At 70.9% G+C, this 19169-nt stretch carries 15 protein-coding genes and 2 pseudogenes; 3 read left to right on the top strand and 14 right to left on the bottom strand.

Features of this window, described 5'->3' with window-relative positions; genetic code table 11:
• Positions 1 to 21 precede the first annotated feature (21 nt).
• Entirely contained in the window at positions 22 to 915 is an 894-nt protein-coding gene (locus tag ABT063_RS05805; protein WP_351055911.1) for an alpha/beta fold hydrolase, read from the bottom strand.
• 584 nt (positions 916 to 1499) lie between these two features.
• Positions 1500 to 2192 carry an iron-dependent transcriptional repressor DtxR gene (locus tag ABT063_RS05800; RefSeq protein ID WP_095752020.1) on the bottom strand — a complete coding sequence of 231 codons (693 nt, stop codon included), beginning with the start codon at positions 2190 to 2192 and terminating at the stop codon, positions 1500 to 1502.
• Positions 2193 to 2447: 255 nt separating this feature from the next.
• On the opposite strand from ABT063_RS05800, the gene ABT063_RS05795 reads away from it, so the two are divergent.
• The gene (locus ABT063_RS05795) at positions 2448 to 3203 is read left to right on the top strand and encodes an SIS domain-containing protein (protein ID WP_351055909.1); all 756 of its coding nucleotides are present in this window, start codon (positions 2448 to 2450) and stop codon (positions 3201 to 3203) included.
• Positions 3204 to 3215: 12 nt separating this feature from the next.
• Here the strand turns inward: ABT063_RS05795 and ABT063_RS05790 are convergent, their stop codons facing one another.
• The 4 genes and pseudogenes from ABT063_RS05790 to ABT063_RS05780 form a co-directional block, all read right to left on the bottom strand.
• Entirely contained in the window at positions 3216 to 4649 is a 1434-nt protein-coding gene (locus ABT063_RS05790; protein ID WP_351055907.1) for a PAS domain-containing protein, read from the bottom strand.
• Between the two features lie 148 nt (positions 4650 to 4797).
• Positions 4798 to 5225 (bottom strand): annotated as a pseudogene (locus ABT063_RS05785) (GNAT family N-acetyltransferase).
• Positions 5226 to 5274: 49 nt separating this feature from the next.
• Positions 5275 to 5469: pseudogene (locus ABT063_RS52160) on the bottom strand (RidA family protein); the annotation flags it as partial.
• A gap of 369 nt (positions 5470 to 5838) precedes the next feature.
• Positions 5839 to 6948 (bottom strand): citrate synthase 2, encoded by a 1110-nt coding sequence (locus tag ABT063_RS05780; protein ID WP_351055905.1) that lies wholly within the window; start codon positions 6946 to 6948, stop codon positions 5839 to 5841.
• Positions 6949 to 7217: 269 nt separating this feature from the next.
• On the opposite strand from ABT063_RS05780, the gene pdxH reads away from it, so the two are divergent.
• Entirely contained in the window at positions 7218 to 7922 is a 705-nt protein-coding gene (pdxH, locus tag ABT063_RS05775) for a pyridoxamine 5'-phosphate oxidase (protein ID WP_502990756.1), read from the top strand.
• A gap of 61 nt (positions 7923 to 7983) precedes the next feature.
• Here the strand turns inward: pdxH and ABT063_RS05770 are convergent, their stop codons facing one another.
• From ABT063_RS05770 to ABT063_RS05735, 8 genes are all read right to left on the bottom strand, one after another.
• Positions 7984 to 8631, bottom strand: a complete 648-nt coding sequence (locus ABT063_RS05770; RefSeq protein WP_351055904.1) for a TetR/AcrR family transcriptional regulator — start codon at positions 8629 to 8631, stop codon at positions 7984 to 7986.
• Positions 8619 to 9365: an enoyl-CoA hydratase family protein gene (locus ABT063_RS05765; protein WP_351055902.1), complete on the bottom strand. Its 747-nt coding sequence runs from the start codon at positions 9363 to 9365 to the stop codon at positions 8619 to 8621. The genes ABT063_RS05770 and ABT063_RS05765 overlap by 13 nt, the downstream gene beginning before the upstream one ends.
• Positions 9362 to 10930 (bottom strand): 4-coumarate--CoA ligase family protein, encoded by a 1569-nt coding sequence (locus tag ABT063_RS05760; protein WP_351055901.1) that lies wholly within the window; start codon positions 10928 to 10930, stop codon positions 9362 to 9364. Before ABT063_RS05760 ends, ABT063_RS05765 begins: the two co-directional genes overlap by 4 nt.
• A gap of 40 nt (positions 10931 to 10970) precedes the next feature.
• Positions 10971 to 12104: an acyl-CoA dehydrogenase family protein gene (locus ABT063_RS05755; RefSeq protein WP_351055899.1), complete on the bottom strand. Its 1134-nt coding sequence runs from the start codon at positions 12102 to 12104 to the stop codon at positions 10971 to 10973.
• Between the two features lie 56 nt (positions 12105 to 12160).
• Positions 12161 to 14005: an acetyl/propionyl/methylcrotonyl-CoA carboxylase subunit alpha gene (locus tag ABT063_RS05750; protein ID WP_351055897.1), complete on the bottom strand. Its 1845-nt coding sequence runs from the start codon at positions 14003 to 14005 to the stop codon at positions 12161 to 12163.
• A 113-nt stretch (positions 14006 to 14118) separates the two neighbouring features.
• A complete protein-coding gene (locus tag ABT063_RS05745; RefSeq protein WP_502990754.1) occupies positions 14119 to 15759 on the bottom strand; it encodes an acyl-CoA carboxylase subunit beta in 1641 nt (546 codons plus the stop codon).
• Positions 15714 to 17342 (bottom strand): acyclic terpene utilization AtuA family protein, encoded by a 1629-nt coding sequence (locus ABT063_RS05740; RefSeq protein WP_502990763.1) that lies wholly within the window; start codon positions 17340 to 17342, stop codon positions 15714 to 15716. The genes ABT063_RS05745 and ABT063_RS05740 overlap by 46 nt, the downstream gene beginning before the upstream one ends.
• 53 nt (positions 17343 to 17395) lie before the next feature.
• On the bottom strand, positions 17396 to 18190 hold the full coding sequence (locus ABT063_RS05735) for a TIGR03084 family metal-binding protein (protein ID WP_351055893.1): 795 nt from the start codon (positions 18188 to 18190) through the stop codon (positions 17396 to 17398).
• Positions 18191 to 18382: 192 nt separating this feature from the next.
• Between ABT063_RS05735 and ABT063_RS05730 the strand changes: the two genes are divergently transcribed.
• Positions 18383 to 19123, top strand: a complete 741-nt coding sequence (locus ABT063_RS05730; RefSeq protein ID WP_351055892.1) for a class I SAM-dependent DNA methyltransferase — start codon at positions 18383 to 18385, stop codon at positions 19121 to 19123.
• Positions 19124 to 19169 lie beyond the last annotated feature (46 nt).

The following is a 19169-nucleotide window of genomic DNA, read 5'->3' as shown; positions in this document are numbered from 1 at the left end:
CCGCATCCAAGGCGCGGAGCGTCAGCCCTTGAGGTCCGTGAGGAGGCCGTCGAGGAAGGGCTCGATCGCGCCCCGCCAGGCCTCCGGCTGGTCGTAGTGCACGAGGTGGCCGGCGTCGGCGACCTCCGCGTACTGGCCGCGGGGCAGTACGCGGACCATCTCCTGGGCCTCGGCGCGGCCCAGCTCGCCGTCGAGGCCGCGGACGACCAGGGCGGGGCACTGGACCTGGGTGAGCTCCTCCCAGTGCGCGTCGTACACCCAGGTCTCGCGGGACTCCAGCATCTGCTCCGGCTCGAAGACCGGGCGCCAGCCGTCGGGGGACTCGTGCATGACCTCGGCGTAGAACTCGCCGCGGGCCGCGTTCGGGCGTTCCACCCAGGGGTCGTCCTCGCCGAACCACTTGCGGACGTCGGCGAGGGTGGCGAAGGGGACGGGCCAGGCCTTGAACCAGTCCTCCCACTCGCGTTGGGAGGCCGCGCCGAGCGCGGAGGCCCGCATGTCGCAGATGATCAGGCCGCGGACCAGGTCGGGGCGCTTGGCGGCGAGCTGCCAGGCGGTCAGGGCGCCCATGGCGTGGCCGATGAGGACGGCCGGGGTGAGGCCGAGCTGTTCGAGGACGGCTTCGGCGTCCTCGACGTACGCCTCGCGGGTGTAGGCGGCCCGTGGGGGCTTCTCGCTCTGGCCGTGGCCGCGCTGATCGAGTGCGACGGCGCGGTGCCGTCCGGAGAGCCAGCGGGCGGTGGAGGCCCAGTGCGAGGCGCGGCCCATCAGGCCGTGCAGTAAGAGCACGCCGGGCGTCGGCTCGGTTTCGGCGGGACCCTGGTCCGGTGCCGGGTCGGTCTTGGGAGGGTCGCCGAACTCCCAGGCCGCGAGGCGTACGCCGCCCGCCCCGGTCACGTCGATGCGTCGCGCCATTGGTCTGGCACCCCCCTAGCTCCGCTCGGACCGCTCGCCCCCGCTCGGCCGGTCCTGTGAATCACGTCCTGTGAACCGCGTCGTGCCTGCCGTGTCTTCCGAACCCGCTGTATGTGCCAGCGGATGTCACCCGCGACTCGTCACTCGCAGAGTATCGAATACGTATTCGAAGATGACGTATCTGCGAGCAACACCCCTCGTTCGAGTGACCGCACTCAAGGAATGATCGCCGCCATCGAGGGGAGATCTTCAGCGGGGGGCGGACCGGTCGGGGAAGCCGGTCCGAGGGGAATGACCCTGAGAGCTCGGGGCTCCGGGTCAGCACAGGGGAGGACAGGCCCCGGCGCCGCAAGGCGCCGGGGCCCTCTCCATGTCCACGGCACATCTTCCCGTCCCCTCCCCGGCCGGACGGCATCGCTGCCGCGTCCCGACCCAGAGCCCCTCAGGTCATATGCCTCACGCGACAGCGTCGCACGGGAAACGCCCCGGCGCTGCGATTCGGCACGGTGAATCTTGGATTCGACGAGACCGACAGGGGCTCCAACTGCCCCACACACCCCGGGAGTTGACGACCTCGGCGTCACTCAGCGCTTGGCCACGAACACGTGCGAGGCGATGTCCGCCTCCAGCTCGGCCGCCTCACCGCCGCTGCCCACCAGCACCCCGCCCGCCGACTCCGTCACGCTCACCACCGAACCGGGCTGCACGCCCGCGCGACGCAGCGTGTACATCAGCTGCGCGTCCGTCTGGATCGGCTCGCCGATCCGGCGCACGACGACCGTCTTGCCCTCCAGCCCCGGGTCGAGATCGGCGAGCGACACCATGCCCTCGTCCAGGAACGGGTCCGCGCCGTCCTTCTCGCCCAGCTCCTCCAGGCCCGGGATCGGATTGCCGTACGGCGACTCGGTCGGGTGGCGCAGCAGCTCCAGCACGCGGCGCTCGACGGCCTCGCTCATCACGTGCTCCCAGCGACACGCCTCCGCGTGCACCTGCTCCCACTCCAGACCGATCACATCGACGAGCAGGCACTCCGCGAGCCGGTGCTTGCGCATCACGCGCGTGGCCAGCCGACGGCCCTCGTCCGTCAGCTCCAGGTGGCGGTCGCTGGCGACGGACACCAGGCCGTCACGCTCCATCCGCGCCACCGTCTGGCTGACGGTCGGCCCGCTCTGGTCGAGCCGCTCGGCGATCCGGGCGCGCATGGGGACCACACCTTCCTCCTCCAGCTCCAGAATGGTGCGGAGGTACATCTCCGTGGTGTCGATCAGTCCGGACATACGTGCCCCTTGATGAGATCTGCCGGAAGCACGACAGCTTCGCGGCGCGTGCGCTGGCCCTGGCATCAATTCTGCCGGATACCACTGACAACCGTGCCGCGCCGTGGCAACCAAGACGTTACGGCGAGACTCTCACGGCCGTGTCGACGTCCCGATTGACATCCCCCCGGCCTCCCGATTGACTCCCACTGGTCCAGACCGCACGGTGATCCACGACACAGGCGCCGCCTGGCAGACGCTCCGAAGGGACCCCGCATGAGCGACGGCAAGCTGTCCGGCCAGTTCTTCGACGCCGCGATCGGCCTGCTGCGACGGGTCCGGGACGAGGAGGCCGAGGCCATCGAGTCGGCCGGCACCCTCCTCGCCGACACCCTCGCCTCCGGCGGCCGCCTCTTCGCCTTCGGAGCCGGGCACTCCTCGCTCGCCGCGCAGGACGTCGTCTACCGCGCGGGCGGCCTCGCCCTGATGAACCTCCTCGCCGTCCCGGGTGTCGTCGGCGTCGACGTCATGCCGGCCACGCTCGGCTCCGCCCTCGAGCGCGTCGACGGTCTCGCGAGCGCCGTCCTGGACTCCTCGCCCCTCCGCGCCGGCGACGCCCTCGTGATCATCTCCCTCTCCGGACGCAACGCGCTGCCCGTGGAGATGGCCATGAAGGCCCGCGCCCTGGGCGTGAAGGTGATCGGCGTGACATCCGTGGCGTACGCCACGGAGACGACGTCACGGCACGTCTCCGGCACGTACCTCAAGGACCACTGCGACCTCGTCCTCGACTCGAAGATCGCGGTCGGCGACGCGGAACTCACCCTCGACACCATCCCGGCGCCCTTCGCTCCCGCCTCGACGGTCGTCACCTCGGCGATCCTCCAGGCGGTCATGGCCACGGCGGCGGGCAACCTGGCCGACCGGGGCATCGAACCACCACTGCTGCGGTCCGGGAACGTGGACGGGGGCCACGAGTGGAACGGCCGGGTGATGGAGAAGTACGGGGACCGGATCTTCTACCTGCGCTGAGCCGCAAGGCCCCTACTCCCGCCCCGCTTCCCGCCCCATCACCTCGGCCAGATCCAGCGCGGACGCGATCCGCACCGCCACATCCTCCGCGTACACCGCGTCCCCACGCTCGAACTGACTCCGCCCGGCCCCCCGCAGAAACGTCACGACACCCAACGTCCGCCCCCGACTCCGCAACACCGCACACAGCGCGTGCACCGCGTCCGCCGGCCACTGCCGAGCCAGCGCCCACTCCCGCGCCTCCGCCGCCGGCACCGACCCCACGCTCGCCCGCACCGCCCCGGCCCGGTCCACACACTGCAACGCCGGATGCCCCTCCGCATACCGCACGGGCAGCCCCGCCTGCCCCGTGATCAGACTCGGCCCCGGCGCCCCGGAGGGCGTCGCCGCGACCCGCACCAGCCGCACCGAACCCGCCTCCGCCCCGTCCGCCACCGAACCACCCGCCACCCGGTCGATCAGCGCATGGTCGGCGAACCCGGCCAGCGCGAAGTCCAGATGAACGGTGGCCGCCTCCCCCGGGTCCTCGCACTCCGCGGCCGCCCGCGCCGCCCGGTGCAGCTGATTCGTACGGAACCGCAGCAGCGACCCCTCCTGCTCGCCCTGCTTGGCATCCGTCACGTCCTGGAACAGCCAGCCGACACCCAGCGGCACCGGCTCCTCCGCGAGCGGCGACGCCAGCCGCACGAACCCGCAGCGCCAGCAACGCCGCTTCTCACCCTCCGGCGTCCGCACACTCACCCAGATCTCCGCCGGCGCCGGCGGCGCGCCCTCCGCCAGCACATGCGTGAGCGCGCTCTCCAACTCCTCCACACCCTGCGCGAGCAGCTCCCCCAGAGGCCGCCCAAGCACAGACGTACGCCCGATCCCCAAAGCCCGCGCCGCGTGCGCGTTCACCACGGCGGGCCGCAGATCGGCGTCGACAAGCACCACGCCCCAGCTCGCGTCCTCGAACAGCGCCTCACTCAACGCGATGGACCGCTCCAGGTCGATCTGCGTGTGCACCTCGCTGAACGCGCAGTACACCCCCGCCGGCTTCCCGTCGGGCCCACGCACGGCCGCCGACTGCGTCCGTACGAGCACCCGCCCGCCGTCCTTGGTCAGCAGCGCGAACTCGTGCACCTGCCGCCCCGGGGCATGCATGGCGGACATCAGCCGCCCCTCGACCTCCGCGGCATCCGCACTGCGCACCGCCCACCCCGCGAACCCCTGCCGTCCCACGGCCTCGGCCGCGGTCCACCCCAGAATCCGCTCGGCCTCACGGTTCCAGTGCGTCACGACCCCGTCCGCGTCGAACGCGCACAGGGCGGCGTCCATCCCGTCCAGGAGCGCGGCGAGCAGATCGGAACCACCCGAACCCTCCGAACCACCCGAGCCCTCCGGACCGTCCCGCCCGGGCTCCGGCCCGAGCTCGTCCGTGGTCCCACTACGCCGGGAAGCACTCACCTGGACCCCCTGCCAAGCTGCGTCCGCACGTACGGCGCGTCGGTTCGCTCACTTGCAATCATCTAACTGGAACGTGACGCAGCACACACCGAGTTCCCACAAGATTGAAGCAATCGTTGTCCGGCGGAAACGCGACGCCACCACCACCCTAGGCTGCGGACGACTCCAGCCGCAGGTCAAGCCACAGATCGTTGTCGCCGTCCAACACATACCGGTCGATCTCGACAAAGCCACGCGCCTCGGCGAACCGGACGCCCTCCACGTTGGCGGCCAGCACACAGGTCTCGATCACCCGGGCGCCGAGCACGCGCGCGTGCGCGAGCCCCTTCTCGTACAGCGCCGTCCCGAACCCACGCCGCCGGTACTCGGACAGCACACGAGCGATCACCGTCGCCGCCGCCGCGCCCTCCGCCTCGGCATCCGTCTCCGGCGGCCGGACGGTCGAGCAGCCGACGAGGACGTCACCGAGATAGCGTTCTCCAGCCGGTAGCGCGTACTGCGCCGCCGTACCTCTTCCAGATCCATCGCGGCGGGCGGAACGATCACGTTGTGCACGTGCCGCCACTGCTCGAGCATGACGTCACCGTCGACCGGCTCGATCCGAAGATCCCGAGAATCCGGATGATCAGACACGATCGCCGCTCCCCCTCCGCGCATACACCTCGATCTCGAACCGCATACGAGGATCAGCGAGCCCGCACACCATCATCGTCGCCGCCGGCCGCACCTCCCCGAACACCCGCCGCAACACCGGCCAGCACGGCTCGAAGTCCTCCCGCTCGGGCAGCAGGTACCGCACCCGTGCGACATCGGCGAACGAACGAATCTACGGCTCCTGCAACGAGGCGACGGAACGGGCACGGGTACGGGTTCAGCAGTCGACCAGAACCCGCACAGTCAACATCCCGGAAAATCGGTTGATCGGTGCCGGATGGCTTCCTAGGGTGTGGCCTACGCATGAGAGGAGGTGATCGGGTAAATGAGTGAAACCCGGACTCGCGAGGTGGCTGCGGGCTAGCGGCCCAGCACCCCACCCAGTGCGGTGCCGGACCAGCGTGTGCGCGATAACACGCAGCCGGCCCAAACCAACGCAGTCACCCGACCCGCGAGCTCGCCGGTACGTCCGGCCGGCTCCCCCGCCGTCAGGCGGAGGGACCCGAGCTCGCGGGTCGTCTGCGTTTGCGAGAGGTCAGCTGGATACGGCCGTGATCTCTTCGTAGCCCTCGATCTCCCGGGGATCCCGCGTGCCCGGACCGACATAGCGGGCGGACGGGCGAACGAGACGGCCCGTGCGCTTCTGCTCCAGGATGTGCGCCGACCAGCCCGCCGTACGGGCGCAGGTGAACATCGACGTGAACATGTGGGCCGGGACCTCGGCGAAGTCCAGCATGATGGCCGCCCAGAACTCGACGTTCGTCGCCAGGACACGGTCCGGGCGGCGGTTGTGGAGTTCCTCCAGGGCCGCCTTCTCCAGGGCCTCGGCGATCTCGAAGCGGGGCGCGCCGAGTTCGCGGGCCGTGCGGCGCAGCACGCGCGCGCGTGGGTCCTCGGCGCGGTAGACGCGGTGGCCGAAGCCCATGAGGCGCTCGCCCTTGTCCAGGGCCTGCTTGACGTAGGCCTCCGCGTCGCCCGTCCGCTCGATCTCCTCGATCATGCCGAGGACGCGGGAGGGCGCACCGCCGTGCAGGGGGCCGGACATGGCGCCCACGGCGCCCGAGAGCGCGGCCGCGACGTCCGCACCCGTCGACGCGATGACGCGGGCCGTGAAGGTGGAGGCGTTCATGCCGTGCTCGGCGGCCGACGTCCAGTAGGCGTCGACGGCCGCCACATGCTTGGGGTCGGGTTCGCCGCGCCAGCGGATCATGAAACGCTCGACGACGGACTGCGCTTTGTCGATCTCCCGCTGCGGAACCATGGGCAGTCCCTGCCCGCGCGCGGACTGGGCGACGTACGACAGGGCCATGACGGCGGCCCGGGCCAGGTCCGCACGGGCCTGCTCGGCGTCGATGTCGAGGAGGGGTTTCAGGCCCCACACCGGTGCCAGCATGGCGAGCGCGGACTGTACGTCGACGCGGATGTCGCCGGAGTGTACGGGGATCGGGAACGGCTCGGCGGGCGGCAGGCCGGGATTGAAGGCGCCGTCGACGAGCAGGCCCCAGACGTTGCCGAACGAGACGTGACCGACCAGGTCCTCGATGTCGACGCCCCGGTACCTGAGTGCGCCGCCCTCCTTGTCGGGTTCGGCGATCTCCGTCTCGAACGCGACGACTCCTTCGAGTCCGGGTACGAAGTCGGACATCAGGCGGCTCCTCGTGATGTGTGCGACAGATGGCACCCAGTCGGATCCACGGTCGCGTCCGAAGCCTCATGTTCGAAGCCCCACGAGGACTCGCGGTCCTGGGCGGTCACCCCAGTGATGCCCCCTGCGGCAGGCGGTCACCCAACCGGAATGGCACCAGCACCATATCCCCGAGTGCCACCTTTGGGGAGAGCTCGCGGCACTCAGTGCCACCACCGTGATGCGCGACACCCCGCCATCCGGCGCCCGGTATACGGCAAGATGACGACGTGACCGACCGAGACGCCGCCCTCGATCCCTCTCTCGATCCCTCTCTGGACCCCACCGCCCCCGATCCCGCGTCGATGCGCAAGCAGTACCGGGCCGAGGGCTTCGCCGAGACCGACCTGGCCGCGACCCCCGTCCAGCAGTTCGCGCGCTGGTTCAAGCAGGCGGCGACGGAGGGCCACCTCTTCGAGCCGAACGCCATGATCGTCTCCACGGCGGACGCCGAGGGCCGCCCCAGCTCCCGTACGGTGCTGCTGAAGCACTTCGACGAGCAGGGCTTCGTCTTCTACACCAACTACGACTCCCGCAAGGCCCGCGACCTCGCCGAGAACCCGTACGCCTCCCTGCTCTTCCCCTGGCACCCGATGGCCCGCCAGGTCATCGTCACGGGCGTCGCCCGCCGCACCGGCCGCGACGAGACCGCCGCCTACTTCCGCACCCGCCCGCACGGCTCCCAGCTCGGCGCATGGGCCAGCGCCCAGTCCTCGGTGATCGCCTCGCGCGCGGACCTGGACACCTCGTACGCCGAGCTGACCGCCCGCTACCCGGAGGGCGAGCAGGTCCCGGTCCCTCCGCACTGGGGCGGCTTCCGGGTGGCCCCGCAGGCGGTGGAGTTCTGGCAGGGCCGCGAGAACCGGCTGCACGACCGGTTGCGGTACGTGGCGGAGGCGGACGGGAGCTGGCGGGTGGAGCGGCTCAGTCCGTGAGAACGCCGGTCGGCCAGAAGGAGAGCCGCGCGACCACCCGTTCGGCGAGGCGCGGCGCCCATCAGTCCAGCGCCTCGTCCAGCAGTGCCGCCCACTGGGCGATGACCCGTTCTCGGCGGCCCCGGTCGTCGGTGAGGAGGTTTGCCAGGCCCAGGCCGCGGGCCATGTCCAGCAGGCCCTGGACCGTTTCGCGGACGCCGGGGCGGGACTCGTCCGCGCCCAGGAGGTCGACGGCGATGTGGTGGGTCTCGCGGCCTACGCGGGCCTCCAGCTCTGTGACCTGTGGGCGTAGTTGGTCCTCGTTGGAGGCGGCGACCCAGAGGTGGAGGGCGGCGCGGAAGAGGGGGCCGGTGTAGAGGTCGACGAGGGCTGAGACGACTGCTCGGCGGTCGCCCGTCGCGCCCTGCGGGAAGAGTGCGCGCAGGGCTGTGGAGCGTTCTTCCGCGACGTACTCGACGGCTGCCGTGAAGAGGTCCTCGCGGGTGGGGAAGTGGTGTTGGGCGGCGCCTCGGGAGACGCCGGCGCGTTCGGCTACGACGGCGACCGTGGAGCCTGCCCAGCCGTGTTCGGCGAGGCAGGCCACGGCGGCTTCCAGGAGGCGCTGTCGGGTGGCTCGGCTGCGGTCCTGTTTGGGGGCACGGGTGTTGGGGGCGCGGGTGTTGGGGGCGCGGGTGTTGGGGGCGCGGTCGACCGTGTTCAGAGCACCCATGGCGGATCCCGTCGTTCGAGGAAGGCGGTCATGCCCTCGCGGGCTTCGGCGGAGGCGAAGAGGCGGGACGAGACCGAGGTCAGGTACCCCGCGTCTTCGTCGAAGGCCTCCAGCACCTTAGTCGTGAGCAGCTGTTTCGTCTCGGCCAGGGCCCAGGGGGCGGCCCGGCGCAGGCCGTCCAGGACGGGGGCGAGGACTTCGTCGACGTCCGCTTGGTCGCCGGCCGTGGTGAGGAGGCCGATGCGGGCGGCCTCGGCGGCGCCGAAGGTCTCGCCGGTGAGGTAGTAGCGGGCGAGGGCGCGGGGGTCGACGCGGTGCAGGAGGGGGAGTGAGATCAGTGCCGGGGCGACTCCGATGCGTACTTCGGTGAAGGCGAAGGTGGCGGTGTGGGAGGCGGCGGCGATGTCGCAGGCGCCGAGCAGGCCCAGGCCGCCCGCCCGTACGTGGCCGGTGACGCGGGCCACGACGGGCTTGCGCAGCTTGATGATCTGCCGTAGCAGGGCGACGAGGGCCTTGGGCTTGGGTGGGTCGCGCAGGTCGGCGCCCGCGCTGAAGGTGTTGCCGGTGTGGGTGAGGACGACGGCGCGTACGTCGCCGTCCTTGCCGCACCGCTTCAGCGCGTCCGCCAGCTCGTGCACGAGCGCGGCCGACAGGGCGTTGCGGTTGTGCGGCGCGTCCAGGGTGAGGGTGGTGATGCCGCGTTCGTGCGTGGCGTGGACCAGGGCCGCCGTCACGTGCGCTCCCTCAGCTGGCGGCGCAGGATCTTGCCGGAGGCGGCCCGGGGTACTCCGTCGATGAAGGTGACCTGGCGGACTCGCTTGTAGGGGGCGACGCGTTCGGCGACGTACATCATGACCTCTCCTTCGGAGAGGTGGGTGGCGGTGGGCTGGCGGACGACGTAGGCGTGCGGGACTTCGTTGCCGTCGTCGTTGTAGACGCCGATGACGGCGGCGTCGGCGATGCCGGGGTGGGTGAGGAGCAGGGCCTCGAGTTCGGCGGGGGCGACCTGGAAGCCCTTGTACTTGATGAGTTCCTTGACGCGGTCGACGATGAACAGCCAGCCGCCCTGGTCCACATGGCCGACGTCTCCGGTGTGCAGCCAGCCGTCCGCGTCGATCATCGCGGCGGTGGCGTCGGGGCGGCCGAGGTAGCCCTTCATGACCTGGGGGCCGCGGATGAGGATCTCGCCGGATTCGCCGACGCCGAGGTCCTTGTCGGGGTCGTCGAGGGAGACGATGCGCATCTCGGTGCCGGCGATGAGCTTGCCGACGGTTCCGGGGGGTGCGTCGCGCATGGCGTCGACGGGGACGACGTGGGTGCCGGGGGACAGTTCCGTCATGCCGTAGGCCTGGCCGACCGGGGGCAGGCCGAGCCGCTGGGAGCAGGCGGCGGCGAGCCTCGCGTCCAGGGGTGCGGCGGCGCTGATGATGTACTTCAGGGACGACAGGTCGTACTGCGCGACCAGGGGGTGCTTGGCGAGGGCCAGGACGATCGGCGGGGCCACGTACAGGCCGGTGATGCGGTGGTTCTGGATGGCCGCGAGGAACGTCTCCAGGTCGAAGCGGGGCAGGACGACGACGGTGGCGCCCAGCCTGAGGGGCGCGTTCATCAGGGCCGTAAGCCCGTAAATGTGGAAGAACGGCAAAACGGCGAGGATGCGGTCGCCGGGGCCGGCCGTCATGACGGGTTCGAGCTGCGCGAGGTTGGTGGCGATCTGCCGGTGGGTGAGCATCACGCCCTTGGGGATGCCGGTGGTGCCGGAGGAGTACGGCAGGGCGGCCACGTCTTCCACGGGGTCGATGGGGACGTGCGGTTCGGGCGCGGCGGAGGCCAGCATGTCGATGAGGGAACGGTGTCCGGGTGCGCTGTCGCAGACGAAGATCTCCTCCACCCCGCCGGCGAGTTCGGCGGCCCTGCGCGCCGCCTCCAGCAACGGCGAGACGGTGACGATCCAGCGGGCGGCGGAGTCGGTGAGCTGCTTGGCGAACTCCTCCGGGGTGGCCAGCGGGTGCACGGTCGTGACGGAGGCGCCCGCGCGGGTGGCGGCGTAGAACGCGGTCGGGAAGGCGATGGTGTTGGGGCTGTGCAGGGCGAGGACGTCGCCCTTGCGGACGCCCGCCTCGGCGAGGGCGGCGGCGACCCGCCGGTGGAAGCGGTCGAGTTGGTCGTACGTGAGGGTGGTGCCGTCGGTGCCGTCGATCAGGGCGGGCGCGTCACCGAACTCCGCCGCCCGGCCGAGCACCGCTTCGTGGATGGGGAGTTCGACGGTCCGGACGTCTGAGTACTCGCTGCGGAACATGGTTCCTCCTCGCGCGACGCGATGCCGACCGGTAGCCGGGTCAGTACGACTTCGGCAGGCCGAGGGTCTGGTGGGAGACGTAGTTGAGAATCATCTCCCGGCTCACTGGAGCAATACGAGCCACGCGTGCGGCCGTTATCAACGAACCGAGCCCGAACTCGCGCGTGAGGCCGTTTCCGCCGAGGGTGTGCACGGCCTGGTCGACGGCCTTCACGCAGGCCTCGCCGGCGGCGTACTTGGCCATGTTGGCGGCCTCCCCGGCGCCTGCGTCGTCGCCGGAGTCGTACAGGTGGGCCGCCTTCTGCATCATCAGGCGGGCGAGTTCGAGGTCGATGTGCGCCTGGGCCAGGGGGTGGGCGATGGCCTGGTGGGCGCCGATGGGGGTGTTCCAGACGGTGCGGTCGCGGGCGTATTCGACGGCTCGGGAGAGCGCGTAGCGGCCCATGCCGATCGCGAAGGCGGCCGTCATGATGCGTTCGGGGTTGAGGCCGGCGAAGAGTTGCAGGAGGCCTGCGTCCTCGTCGCCGACGAGGGCGTCGGCCGGGAGTCGTACGTCGTCGAGGGTCAGTTCGAACTGCTTCTCCGCGGCGTGGAGTTCCATGTCGATCCGGTGCCGGGTGAACCCTTCGGCGTCGCGCGGGACGATGAACAGGCATGGCTTCAGGCGGCCGGTGCGAGCGTCTTCGGTGCGGCCGACTATGAGGGTGGCGTCGGCGATGTCCACGCCGGAGATGAAGACCTTGCGGCCGGTCAGGAGCCAGTCGGTGCCGTCCTTGCGGGCCGTTGTCGTGATGCGGTGGCTGTTGGAGCCGGCGTCGGGTTCGGTGATGCCGAAGGCCATGGTGGCGGTGCCGTCCGCCAGCGCGGGCAGCCAATGGTGCTTCTGGGCGTCGGTACCGAAGCGGGCGATCACTGTGCCGCAGATGGCGGGGGACACGACCATCATCAGTAGGGGGCAGCCTGCGGCGCCGAGTTCTTCGAGGACTATGGAGAGTTCGGCTATTCCTCCGTCTCCGCCGCCGTATTCCTCCGGGAGGTTGACGCCGAGGTAGCCGAGTTTGGCTGCTTCGGACCAGAGTGCTTCTCGGTCGAAGTTGCGGCCGTGACGCTTTCCGAGGGCGGCTACGGCTTCTCGTAGGGCCTTGTGTTCTTCGGGTTCGGTGGTGGGGGGCATGGGGTTCCTTCCCGGGTTCGGGTTGTGTGGGGCTGGTCGCGCGGTTCCCCGCGCCCCTAGGTTGCTTGGACCACCGCCAGCAATGAGCCGACCGCTACTTGTTGGCCAGGTACGGCGTGGAGGGCGCTCAGCGTTCCTGTGAGGGGCGCTGTGATCTTGTGTTCCATCTTCATCGCCTCCAGCCAGAGAAGGGGCTCTCCGGCCTGTACGGCGGCTCCTGCGGCCAAGCCCTCGGCGACCCGCACCACCGTTCCCGGCATGGGAGCCAGGAGGGAGCCCGGGGCGTGCTGAAGCGTCGGGTCGGGGAAACGGGGCAGGGCCTCCAGGGCGGTGTTGTTGACGTACGCGAGGTCGCCGTACCGCGCCACCTCGAACTTCCTTCGTACGCCGTCCACTTCCAGTACGACGACACGCGCGTCGGCGTGCACGACCCGCACCCCGTCCGCATCCAGGCCCGCCCGCGTGTGCCGGTAGCGGACCTCGCGTTCCTTGCCGGCCATCGCGTAGCGCTTGACCTGCGGCTGGGACGGGACGTTGCGCCAGCCTCCGAAGCGGGAGCGGCCATGGGCGTCGGCGAGGGCGGCGGCCAGGGGGGCGTGGGGGTCGCCCGTCCCACAGATGGTGAGTTCGGTCAGGTGGCGGTCGTAGAAGCCGGTGTCCATGCGGATGGTGGTGAACTCTTTGTGCCGCAGGGAGCGGATGAGCAGGTCGCGGTTGGTGGTGGGGCCGTGGATCGTGGCTCGTTCCAGGGCGCCGGCGAGTTTGCGTATGGCCTCCGCGCGCGTGGGGCCGTGGGCGACGACCTTGGCGAGCATGGGGTCGTAGTGGATGCCGATGGGGTCGCCGTCGTCGTAGCCGGTGTCCAGGCGGACGTCTTCCGGGACGGCCAGGCGGTGCACGGTTCCGGTCTGCGGGGACCAGTCGCTCGCCGGGTCCTCGGCGTAGAGGCGGGCCTCGACGGCGTGGCCACGCGCGCGTGGGGGGTCGTTTTCCAGGGCGTGGCCTTCGGCGACGCGGATCTGGAGGGCCACCAGGTCGAGGTCGAAGACGGCTTCCGTGACGGGGTGCTCGACCTGGAGGCGGGTGTTCATCTCCAGGAAGTGGGCCTTGCCGTCGGCGACGAGGAACTCGACGGTGCCGGCGCCGACGTAGTCGACGGCGCGGGCGGCGCGTACGGCCAGCTCGTCCAGCTGCCGCGTGAGTCCTTCGGACAGGCCCGGTGCCGGGGCCTCCTCGATGACCTTCTGGTGGCGTCGCTGGAGGGAGCAGTCGCGGGTGCCGAGGGCCCAGACCGTGCCGTGTGTGTCGGCGAGGATCTGTACCTCGACGTGGCGGCCGTCCTCGATGTAGGGCTCGACGAAGACCTCACCGTTCCCGAAGGCGCTCGCCGCCTCGGCGCGTGCTCCTTCCAGGGCGCTGTCCAGCTCGTCGAGCCGGCGTACGATCCGCATTCCGCGCCCGCCACCGCCCGCCGCCGCCTTCACCAGTACCGGCAGGTCGGCCTCGGTGACCTGGCCCAGGGGTTCCAGGCCCATCAGCTGCTTGGCGCGTGTCTTGGAGGCCATCGCCTCGATCGCCTCGGGGGGCGGGCCGATCCACACCAGGCCGGCGTCGAGGACGGCGCGGGCGAAGTCGGCGTTCTCGGAGAGGAAGCCGTAGCCGGGGTGCACGGCGTCGGCTCCGGCGGCGACGGCCGCCTTCACGATCAGGTCGCCGCGCAGATACGTCTCGGCGGGCGCCGAGCCCGGCAGCCGTACCGTCGCGTCGGCCACGCGCGCGTGGAGGGCGTTTTCGTCGGCGTCCGAGTGCACGGCGACCGTCCGGATTCCCAGCTCACGGCAGGTGCGGAAGACACGGCAGGCGATCTCGCCACGGTTGGCCATCAGGAGGGTTCTGACCATGAGGAGTGATTCCTTCCACTAGATCACCGCAACCATCAATTGAGGAACCACCACGGCGAGCAACCAGGTCCGCGAGAGCGGCGGCGGTTTAGCCGCAAAGGACAGCCAGCGCCTCACATCCGGAAGACGCCGAAGCCGCCGCGCGCGCCCTCATAGGGCGCGGTATGGATCGCGGACAGGCACAGGCCGAGGACGGTGCGGGTGTCGCGCGGGTCGATGACGCCGTCGTCGTACAGCCGACCGGACAGGAACATCGGCAGCGACTCGGACTCGATCTGCTGCTCCACCATGGCGCGCAGGGCGGCGTCCGCCTCTTCGTCGTAGGGCTGCCCCTTCGCCGCCGCCGACTGCCGGGCCACGATGGAGAGGACGCCCGCGAGCTGCTGGGGGCCCATGACGGCCGACTTGGCGCTGGGCCAGGCGAAGAGGAAGCGGGGGTCGTAGGCGCGCCCGCACATGCCGTAGTGGCCGGCGCCGTAGGACGCGCCCATGAGGACGGACAGATGCGGGACCTTGGAGTTGCTCACCGCGTTGATCATCATCGCGCCGTGCTTGATGATGCCGCCCTGTTCGTACTCCTTGCCGACCATGTAGCCGGTGGTGTTGTGCAGGAAGAGCAGCGGGATGTCGCGTTGGTTGGCGAGCTGGATGAACTGGGCGGCCTTCTGGGACTCCTCGCTGAACAGGACCCCTTGGGCGTTGGCCAGCACACCGACCGGGTAGCCGTGCAGGGTCGCCCAGCCCGTCGTCAGGCTCGTCCCGTACAGCGGCTTGAACTCGTCGAAGTCGGAGGCGTCGACGATGCGGGCGATGACCTCGCGCGGGTCGAAGGGGGTGCGCAGATCTCCGGGGGCGATGCCGAGCAGCTCTTCCTCGTCGTACTTGGGCGGGGCGGCCGGGCCCGGATCGTCGTACGCCTTGCGGTGGTTGAGGCGGGCCACCACGCGCCGCGCCTGCCGCAGCGCGTCCTGCTCGTCCACGGCGAAGTAGTCGGCGAGGCCCGACACGCGCGCGTGCATCTCGGCGCCGCCCAGGGACTCGTCGTCGCTCTCCTCGCCGGTGGCCATCTTCACGAGCGGGGGTCCGCCGAGGAACACCTTCGCGCGCTCCTTGACCATGATCACGTGGTCGGACATGCCCGGGATGTAGGCGCCTCCGGCCGTGGAGTTCCCGAAGACGACCGCGACCGTGGGGATGCCCGCCGCCGACAGTCTGGTCAGGTCGCGGAAGATGGCGCCCCCGGGGATGAAGATCTCCTTCTGGGACGGCAGGTCCGCGCCGCCGGACTCGACGAGGCTGATGCAGGGGAGGCGGTTGGCGAGCGCGATGTCGTTCGCGCGCAGAGCCTTCTTCAGGCTCCACGGGTTGCTGGCGCCGCCGCGCACGGTCGGGTCGTTGGCGGTGATCAGGCACTCGACGCCCTCGACGACTCCGATGCCGGTGACGAGGGAGGCGCCGACGGTGTAGTCGCTGCCCCAGGCGGCGAGCGGTGACAGTTCCAGGAAGGGCGTGTCGGGGTCGAGGAGCAGCTCGATGCGTTCGCGGGCGAGGAGTTTGCCGCGCTTGCGGTGTCGTTCCACGTACTTGTCGCCGCCGCCCGCGAGGGCCTTGGCGTGCTCGGCCGACAACTGGTCCAGCTTGGCGAGCATGGCCTCACGGTTGGCCCGGTGGTCGGGGCCGCCGGTGTCCAGGGTGGAGGTGATGACCGTCAAAGGAGGGCCTCCGGGATGTCCAGGTGGCGGGAGCGCAGCCATTCGCCCAGCGCCTTGGCCTGCGGGTCGAAGCGGTGCTGGGCGGCGACGCCTTCGCCGAGGATTCCCTCGACGACGAAGTTGAGGGCGCGGAGGTTGGGCAGAGCGTGTCGGGTGACCTTCAACTGGCCGCTCTCGGGGATCAGTTGCCGGAACCGGTCGACGGTCATCTCGTGAGCGAGCCACCGCCAGGCCTCGTCCGTGCGGGCCCAGACCCCCACGTTGGCGTTCCCGCCCTTGTCACCGCTGCGGGCGCCGGCGACGAGGCCGAGGGGGGCGCGTTTCCGGGGCCCGTCCGGCAGCGGCTCCGGCAAGGGCGGTTCCCGAACGGCGTCGAGTACGAGGGTCTCGTGGGCCGGCGTCACAGGGACCCTGCGCCCGTCGTGGAGAACCGCTACATGGTCGACGGCGCCATGGGGGACGTACACATCCTCGAAGACCCCATAGGGCGCGCCCTTTCCAGGTGGCGCCAGCACATGGAAGCCGGGGTAGCTGGCCAGCGCCAGTTCGACGGCGGCCCCGCTGAGCGCCCGCCCGACGACCTGCTGGTCCGGGTCCCGGACGACGAGCCGGAGCAGGGCGCTCGCGGTCTCCTCGGTCGGGGCGTCGGGCCGGTCGGTGCGGACGAGATCCCAACGGACCTCCTTGGGAGGGGACTTGGCCATCGCGTCTGCCATCTGCTGTCGCACCAGCCCGGCCTTGGCCTCGATGTCGAGGCCGGTGAGGACGAAGGTGACCTCGTTGCGGAAGCCGCCGAGCCGGTTGAGGCCGACCTTGAGGGTGGGGGGTGGGGCCTCGCCCCGTACGCCCTCGATGCGGACGCGATCGGGCCCTTCCTGGCTGAGCCGTACGGTGTCGAGGCGGGCGGTGACGTCAGGTCCCGCGTACCGGGCGCCGCCCGTCTCGTAGAGCAGCTGGGCGGTGACCGTGCCGACGTCGACGAGGCCGCCGGTGCCGGGGTGCTTGGTGATGACGGCGGTGCCGTCCTCGTCGATCTCGGCGAGCGGGAAGCCGGGGTGGTGCAGCCGTCGTACGTCATGGTCGGTGAAGAACGCGTAGTTGCCGCCGGTGGCCTGAGTCCCGCACTCCAGGACGTGCCCGGCGACGACCGCGCCCGCGAGCCGGTCGTACTCCCCCGGCCCCCAGCCGAAGTGGGCGGCGGCGGGCCCGGTGACGAGCGCCGCGTCCGTCACCCTTCCCGTGACCACGACGTCCGCGCCCTCCCGCAGACAGGCCGCGATGCCGAAGCCGCCGAGGTAGGCGTGGGCGGCGAGGCTGCCGGGGTGGGCGGCGGTGAGGTCGTCGCCCTCGACGTGGGCGACGCGTACGGGGAGGCCGAGGCGTGCGGCCAACTCCCGTACGGCGGCGGCGAGTCCGGCGGGGTCCAGTCCGCCGGCGTTGGCCACGATCCTGACCCCGCGCTCGTGGGCCAGCCCCAGGCACTCCGCCAACTGCCGCAGGAAGGTACGGGCGTATCCGGCGCCGGGGTTCTTCAGCCGCTCCCGGCCCAGGATGAGCATGGTCAGCTCGGCGAGGTAGTCGCCGGTGAGGACGTCGAGTTCGCCACCGGTGAGCATCTCGCGCATGGCGTCGAAGCGGTCGCCGTAGAAGCCGGAGGCGTTGCCGACGCGGAGAGCCCTCACCCGGCGTCCCCTTTCGCTGGACGCCCGGCACCCGGCGGTCCCGCGAAGGCCTGTGCGATGTCCAGCCAGCGGTCGGCGTCGGGGCCGTCGGCGCGTACGGCGAGGTCGGCGCGGTGGGCGCGTCGGGTGACCAGGAGGCAGAAGTCGAGGGCGGGGCCGGTGACGCGTTGGGGGGCGGCTTCGGGGCCGTATGTCCACAAGTCGCCGATCGGGCCGAGGAGTTCGACGCGGAACTCGTCGGTGGGTGGGGTCAGTCCCCGTACCCCGAAGGCGTAGTCCCGTGCCCGCACACCGATGCGCGCCACATGGCGGAGCCGGTCCGTGGGTGGGCGCACCACACCCAGCGTGTCCGCCACGTCCTGGCCGTGGGCCCAGGTCTCCATGAGACGGGCGGTGGCCATGGAGGCGGCCGACATGGGTGAGCCGTACCAGGGGAAGCGGGCGCCGGGTGGGGCCGAGCGCAGTGCAGCGTCGAGTGCGGTGCGTCCCTCGCGCCACCGGGGCAGCAGTTCGGCGGGCGGGATCCGGGCGCCCTCCTCGGCGCCCTCGTCGACGAAGGAGTCGGGGGCGGCGAGGGCCTTCTCGGCCAGGGCGCGGAATCCGTCCTCGTCGGTGACCGCGAGCAGGGACGCTCGGTCGGTCCAGGAGAGGTGGGCGATCTGGTGGGCGATGGTCCAGCCGGGGGCGGGAGTGGGGAGCATCCAGTGCTCCGGCCCCAACTCGGCGACGAGCCGGTCGAGTTCGTCGCTTTCGGCACGCAGGTCGTCGAACACGGGCGTCGGGTCGGCCATGGGGAGGAGCATGGCAGCGGGGCCAGAAACAAGCAAGCGTGCTTGCATTGATTTGTAGCCGCAGGGGGTGCGAGGCCGCGGTCCGCCGCGCACGGGCAACCCACACGGGCAATACACACGGACACCCCGCGCGGAAAATTGGCGCGGAAAATTGGCGCGCACCGCGACCGGCGCCCGCGGTACGGTCGCCCGGTGGACGACACTGACGGCTACTTCGGAGAGACCGTCGCCGCCCGATACGACGAGTCGTCGGCGGAGATGTTCGCGTCCGACGTCGTGGAACCCGCGGTCGACGTCCTGGCCGAGCTGGCCGGAGACGGGCGGGCCCTGGAACTCGCCATCGGGACCGGACGTATCGCGTTGCCGCTGGCGCGGCGCGGTGTCGCCGTGCACGGCATCGACATGTCGCGGGCGATGGTGGCGCGGCTGCGGGTGAAGCCGGGCGGCGACGGGATCGGCGTGACGATCGGGGACTTCGCGACGACGAAGATGGAGGGCACGTTCTCCGTCGCGTATCTGGTCTTCAACACGATCATGAATCTGACGACGCAGGCGGAACAGGTCGCCTGTTTCCGTAACGTCGCCGATCATCTGGAGCCCGGCGGGGCCTTCGTCATCGAGGTCATGGTCCCCGACCTGCGCCGGCTGCCGCCCGGGCAGAACGCCGTACCGTTCCACGTGGACGGCAGGCGGCTGGGTTTCGACCTGTACGACGTGGCGACCCAGGCGATGAGCTCGCACCACGTCGAGGTCGAGGACGGCCGCGGCTCCTACTGGTCCGTGCCGTTCCGGTACGTATGGCCCGCGGAACTCGACCTGATGGCCCAGTTGGCCGGGCTACGGCTGCGCGAGCGGTGGGACGGCTGGAACCGGGAGCCCTTCACCAGCGAGAGCCGGCAGCACGTGTCGGTGTGGGAGAAGCCCGCCGACTGACCTGCGTCAGGCCTCTCTCAGGCCTCTCTCAGGCCTCTCTCAGGCC

Source organism: Streptomyces sp. NPDC002838 (assembly GCF_040295365.1).
Lineage (GTDB): Bacteria > Actinomycetota > Actinomycetes > Streptomycetales > Streptomycetaceae > Streptomyces.
The sequence above is the reverse complement of the archived record's forward strand: the minus strand, read 5'-3'. Positions and strand labels throughout refer to the sequence as shown.